Below are 6,210 nucleotides of genomic sequence, written 5' to 3'. Positions count from 1 at the left end.
CCGATGCCGATGAGGCCGCGGGCCGTGCGCAGGGCATCGGCGGCGCGGTTGAGGGCGCCATCGACAGTGATGGTCAGCTGGTCGTTGCCATCTTTGAGCAGCGGCTGGCGCGGGCGATCCGCCAGATTGACGTAGCCATAGCCAAAGCGGCCACGGTCACAGAGGAAGTAGTGGTTGACGCTGCCGTGGAAGCGGTTTTCGATGCGGCGCAGTTCGCCATAACGCTCACCCGGACTGATGTTGCAGCCCACGGAGCATTGCTGGCAGATGCTGGGGGCAAATTGCATGTCCCACTTGCGGTTGTAACGTTCGGAGTGGGTCTTGTCGGTGAAGACGCCGGTGGGGCAGACCTCCACCAAGTTGCCGGAAAATTCACTCTCCAGGGTGCCATCCTCGACCCGCCCGAAATAGACGTTGTCGTGGGCACCGTAGACCCCGAGATCCTCGCCACCGGCATAATCCTTGTAGTAACGGACGCAGCGGTAGCAGGCGATACAGCGATTCATCTCGTGACCGATGAAGGGGCCCAGCTCCTGATTCTGGTGGGTGCGTTTGGTGAAACGGTAGCGACGGCTGTTGTGGCCGGTCATCACCGTCATGTCCTGCAGGTGGCAGGCGCCGCCCTCTTCACACACCGGGCAGTCGTGGGGGTGGTTGGTCATCAGCCACTCCACCACGCTTTTGCGAAATTCTTTAGCCTCTTCATCCTCGATGGCGATGTAGCTGCCATCGGTGGCCGGGGTCATGCAGGACATGACCAGACGACCGCGCTTGTCATCGGCATTCTGATACTGTTTGACCGCGCACTGGCGGCAGGCGCCCACGCTACCCAGCGCCGGATGCCAGCAGAAATAGGGGACGTCCAGACCCAGCGACAGACAGGCTTGCAGCAGGTTATCTGCCCCGTCTACCTCGTACTCTTTGCCGTCTACATAAATGGTTGCCATACAACTTCCCTGAAACCTGTTTTGTGAAATCTGTGGTGTCGTTACCAGCGCTCGCCCAGCAGATTGGGCTGGATCCCTTTGACCGGCTTGCGGTTGTCGCCGCTGCCTTTGATCCCGGCCTCGAATTCGGAGCGGAAATATTTGATGGCGCTGGCCAGCGGCTCGACGGCGCCCGGTGCGTGGGCGCAGAAGGTCTTGCCTGGGCCAAGGAAGCCACAGAGCTGCTCCAGGGTCGCCAGATCGCCGGATTGCCCCTCGCCACGCTCCAGTGCCCGCAGCAGCTTGACGCTCCAGGGCAGGCCGTCGCGGCAGGGCGTGCACCAGCCGCACGACTCGCGGGCGAAGAACTCCTCCATGTTGCGCAGCAGACTCACCATGCTGATGGAGTCATCCACCGCCATGGCGAGGCCGGTCCCCATCCGGGTACCTACCTTGCCGATACCGGCGGTATACATCTGGGCATCGAGGTGCTCCGGCAGCAGGAAGCCGGTGCCCGCACCGCCCGGTTGCCACGCTTTCAGGCGATAGCCGCTCTTCATGCCGCCGGCGTAATTTTCAAACAGCTCGCGGGCGGTGATGCCAAACGGCAGCTCCCACACCCCGGGGTTGTTCACCTTGCCGGAGAAGCCCATCAGCTTGGTGCCGTGATCTTCCGAGCCCGGCAGCGCCAGCCCGTGATACCAGGCGACCCCGTTGCCGATAATGGCGGGGACGTTGCAGAGGGTTTCGACGTTGTTGACGCAGGTGGGCTTACCCCATACGCCGGAAACGGCGGGGAAGGGGGGCTTGGCGCGCGGGTTGGCACGGCGTCCTTCCAGCGAGTTGATCAGCGCCGTCTCTTCGCCACAGATGTAGCGACCGGCGCCAGTGTGAACAAACAGCTCGAAATCAAAACCGGAGCCTAGAATGTTCTTGCCAAGCAAACCGGCGGCCTTGGCCTCTTCCACCGCACGGCGCAGGTTGATGGCGGCATCCACATACTCGCCGCGCAGGAAGATGTAGCCGCGATAGGCCTTGAGCGCCCGGGCACTGATGATCATCCCCTCGATCAGCAGGTGGGGAAGTTGCTCCATCAGCAGCCGATCTTTCCAGGTGTTAGGCTCCATTTCGTCGGCGTTACAGAGCAGGTAGCGGATGTTCATGCTCTCGTCTTTGGGCATCAGCCCCCACTTCACGCCAGTGGGGAAGCCCGCGCCGCCACGCCCCTTGAGACCGGCATCCTTGACGGTGCTGACAATCTCGTCCGGGCTCATCTGGCCGAGCGCCTTGCGGGCGGCTTCATAGCCCTGTTTGGCCTGATACTCCTCCAGCCACACCGGCTGGCCGTCATCCCGCAGCCGCCAGGTGAGCGGGTGGGTCTCGGCGGTGCGGGCCGTGCGGTTGGCGGTGCCAAGAGAGGCGAGGATCTTGTTCTGCGGCAGGCTCATGGGTAAGCCTCCAGCGTTTTCAGCAAGGTCACCGGATCGAGGCCGCCATAGGTGTCGTCATCGATCATGATGGCTGGCCCCTTGTCGCAGTTGCCAAGGCAGCAGACCGGCAGCAGGGTGAAGCGGCCATCCGGGGTGGTTTGACCGGGGCCGAGGTTCATCACCTCCTTGAGACCGGCCAGCAGATCTTCATGGCCATTGATGTAGCAGACCATGCTGTCGCAGACGCGGATGATGTGGCGCCCCACCGGCTGGCGGAAGATCTGGCTATAGAAGGTGGCTACCCCCTCCACGTCGCTGGCGGGAATGCCGAGCTCGGCCGCGATGGCGTGAATGGCGCCGTCGGGTACCCAGCCTCTGGCCTGCTGCACGATCTTGAGCGCTTCGATGCTGGCGGCGCGGGGATCTTCGTAGTGGTGTTTCTCGTGTTCGATGGCATCGCGTTCAGCCTGGCTCAGAACGAAGTCGTCCCGTTTGCTGCTGCATGCCCCTTGCCCCTGTGGGGTCTGATTATTGTGACACTGACATTGCTGGCTCATGACTTGACCTTTGGTGGCTTGTCCTTTTACTGCTCGTCCGGCGATCCCAATTCCCGGCCATGGCCGGGAGAGCGGATCACTTAACGGTCCACATCCGACATAACAAAATCGATACTGCCCAGATAGACGATGAGGTCCGACACCATGCTGCCCTTGATCACCGAGGGGATCTGCTGCAGGTGAGCAAAGCTCGGGGTGCGGATCCGGGTCCGGTAGCTCATGGTGGAGCCGTCACTGGTCAGGTAGTAACTGTTGACCCCCTTGGTCGCCTCAATCATCTGGAACGACTCGGCAGCGGGCATCACCGGGCCCCAAGACACTTGCAGGAAGTGGTTGATCAGGGTCTCGATGTGCTGCAGGGTGCGCTCTTTGGGCGGCGGGGTGGTGAGGGGGTGATCCGCCTTGAAGGGGCCCTCCGGCATGTTCTTCATGCACTGCTCGATGATCGACATGCTCTGGCGGATCTCCTCGATCCGCACGGTGGCTCTGTCGTAGGCATCGCCATTGCTGCCGACCGGCACTTCAAAGTCGAACTGATCGTAACCGGAGTAGGGGCGCCACTTGCGTATGTCGAAGTTGAGGCCGGTGGCGCGCAATCCGGCCCCCGTGGTGCCCCAGGACAACGCCTGCTCGGTGGTGTAGGCAGAGACGCCTATGGTTCGACCGCGCAGAATGCTGTTGCGCATCGCCGCTTTTTCGTAATCCATCAGCCGCTTGGGCAGCCAGCTCAGCAGGTTGTCCTGAACCAGCCGTTGCCATCCCTTCGGCAAGTCGTGAGCCACACCGCCGATACGGAACCAGGCCGGGTGCATACGGGCACCGGTGATTGCTTCGATGATGGTGTAGATCTTCTGCCTGTCGGTGAAGGTGAAGAAGACCGGGGTCATGGCCCCCACGTCCTGGATATAGGTCCCGAGGAACAAGAGGTGGCTCTGGATGCGGAACAGCTCCGCCATCATCACCCGGATCATGTCGACCCGCTGCGGCACCTTGATGCCGGCCAGCTTCTCGACCGCCAGCACATAGGGGAGGTTGTTCATCACCCCGCCCAGATACTCGACCCGGTCGGTATAGGGGATGTAACTGTGCCAGGATTGGCGCTCGCCCATCTTCTCGGCACCACGATGGTGGTAGCCGATGTCGGGCACGCAGTTGCGGATCTCCTCGCCATCGAGCTGCAACACCAAGCGGAAGGCGCCGTGAGCAGAGGGGTGGTTGGGGCCGAGGTTGAGGAACATGTAGTCCTCGTTCTCGTTGCCGCGGGCCAGCCCCCACTCTTCCGGTTTGAACAGCAGGTTCTCCTGCTCCATGTCCTGTTTGGCGGCATCGAGCATGAAGGGATCGAATTCAGTGGCGCGCGCCGGGTAATCCTTGCGCAGCGGGTGACCCTGCCAGCTCTTGGGCATCATGATGCGGGTCAGATGGGGGTGGCCATCGAAGGTGATGCCCATCAGATCCCACACTTCCCGCTCGTACCAGTTGGCATTGGGGAAGTGGTTGGTGATGGTGGGCAGATGCAGGTCACTTTCGGCCAGCGCCACTTTCAACATCACATCGGCGTTACGGTCGATGGAGATGAGGTGATAGAAGACGGTGAAATCGCTCTGGGGCAGACCGTCGCGATGGCTGCGTAGCCGCTCATCGGTGGCGCTGAGATCAAACAGCATCACAAACGGGGAGGGCACCTTGCGCAAAAAGCCCATCACATCCTGCAGCAGTTCGCGGGGGAGCCAGACCACCGGTACACCGGTGCGCGTGGTCTGCACGGTGAAGTGCTCGGCGCCGAAGTGGGCAAACAGTTCGCCAATGACTTTGGCATCCTGGTGGTCGCTGGGCTGCCACTGGGCCATGGCGTAATTGCTGGGAAAATCACGAGTCAGTTTCATGGTCAGATCTCATCCGGCGTGCGCAGGTTGGTCACATTGATCCGTTCGCCACGCTTGCGCTCTTTCTCGGCCTGCATCTGGGGACGGTAGATCCCCTGATCGCCCACCACCCAGGAGAGGGGGCGGCGCTCTTTGCCGATGGAGTCCTGCAGCAGCATCAGGGCTTGCAAAAAGGCTTCGGGACGGGGCGGGCAACCCGGAATGTAGACATCGACCGGCAGGAACTTGTCCACCCCCTGCACCACGGAATAGATGTCATACATGCCGCCGGAGTTGGCACAGGCCCCCATGGAGATCACCCACTTGGGTTCGAGCAGCTGTTCATACAGGCGCTGGATGACTGGCGCCATCTTGATGAAGGGAGTCCCTGCAATCACCATGAAATCGGCCTGACGCGGCGAGGCACGGATAACTTCGGCGCCGAAGCGGGCCACATCGTGGGGGGAGGTGAAGGCGGTACACATCTCCACGTAGCAGCAGGAGATGCCGAAGTTGTAAGGCCAGAGGGAGTTTTTGCGGCCCCAGTTGACGGTGTCTTGCAGCACCTCCTCGAGACGGCCCATCATGATGCCGCGCGTCGCTTCTTGCGCCAGTGGGTCATCGACGGTCTGGCGCTGCTCCTGGGGGTAGCGCTCAACGGGGGCATCCGGGTCAATCCGGGTCAGGGTGTACTTCATTGTGCAACCTCAAGGAAAGGGTCTGTGGTTCAATCACTGTTTTTGTTGTTCAGCTGCGGTTTGCGCGGTGACCACTCCAGTGCGCCGATGCGCCAGAGGTAGATCAGGCCGATAAGCAGCAGTCCGATGAAAATGGTGGCTTCAATAAAGCCGACCCAGCCGCTCTCCCGCACGGAGACAGACCAGGCAAACAGGTAAAGGGCCTCGACGTCGAAGATGACGAAGAACATGGCGACCAGATAGAACTTGGCGGAAAAACGCAGGCGGGCACTGCCGACCGAGTCGACACCAGATTCAAATGGCTTGTTCTTGGTGCGGCCGTAGGCACGACCTCCCAGCAGGGCGGCGAGGCCTATCATCACCAGACAGATGGTGATGGCACCGATGACATAAATGGCAAAAGCCCAATGTTGAGCAGAAATATCAGCGAACATAGAGGTTTTTCCTAACCAAATTAATCAAGTGACTTAACAATAATGTTACGCATTATGACACTTTCGCACTGATTTACATGTGATTTTTGTGGATTATTTATTAATCGGTTAACTGGGAATTAAATTTTGTTAAGAAGCGCACTTTTTTGTTGGTTATGGCGGACGAGAAAGGCCTGGAAAGCGCAGAGAGCTGCTCCTCGTCATCACCTGAAAGGGGTAAATATCACGTACGAAGCCTGATCTGGTCGGTATCGCGGGCAGGGGGCACAGGTGGGTGAAGAGCGTGATGGCGGGTGAGGT

Annotated in this window: 6 protein-coding genes; all 6 read right to left on the bottom strand. The window is 60.5% G+C overall.

Annotated features, from left to right (window positions below; genetic code table 11):
• Positions 1-947: NADH-quinone oxidoreductase subunit NuoG (gene nuoG / locus DBR30_RS10910; protein WP_108588343.1), on the bottom strand; the 947-nt coding region annotated here is incomplete at its 3' end.
• Between the two features lie 41 nt (positions 948-988).
• Entirely contained in the window at positions 989-2,374 is a 1,386-nt protein-coding gene (gene nuoF / locus DBR30_RS10905) for an NADH-quinone oxidoreductase subunit NuoF (RefSeq protein ID WP_108539959.1), read from the bottom strand.
• On the bottom strand, positions 2,371-2,913 hold the full coding sequence (gene nuoE / locus DBR30_RS10900; RefSeq protein WP_108539962.1) for an NADH-quinone oxidoreductase subunit NuoE: 543 nt from the start codon (positions 2,911-2,913) through the stop codon (positions 2,371-2,373). The genes nuoF and nuoE overlap by 4 nt, the downstream gene beginning before the upstream one ends.
• Before the next feature lie 80 nt (positions 2,914-2,993).
• Entirely contained in the window at positions 2,994-4,799 is a 1,806-nt protein-coding gene (nuoC, locus tag DBR30_RS10895) for an NADH-quinone oxidoreductase subunit C/D (RefSeq protein ID WP_108539964.1), read from the bottom strand.
• Between the two features lie 2 nt (positions 4,800-4,801).
• A complete protein-coding gene (locus tag DBR30_RS10890) occupies positions 4,802-5,476 on the bottom strand; it encodes a NuoB/complex I 20 kDa subunit family protein (protein ID WP_005344917.1) in 675 nt (224 codons plus the stop codon).
• A gap of 29 nt (positions 5,477-5,505) precedes the next feature.
• Positions 5,506-5,910 carry an NADH-quinone oxidoreductase subunit A gene (locus DBR30_RS10885; protein ID WP_075112542.1) on the bottom strand — a complete coding sequence of 135 codons (405 nt, stop codon included), beginning with the start codon at positions 5,908-5,910 and terminating at the stop codon, positions 5,506-5,508.
• Between the last annotated feature and the right edge of the window lie 300 nt (positions 5,911-6,210).

This window comes from Aeromonas sp. HMWF017, from assembly GCF_003061465.1.
GTDB lineage: Bacteria > Pseudomonadota > Gammaproteobacteria > Enterobacterales > Aeromonadaceae > Aeromonas > Aeromonas veronii.
The sequence above is the reverse complement of the archived record's forward strand: the minus strand, read 5'-3'. Positions and strand labels throughout refer to the sequence as shown.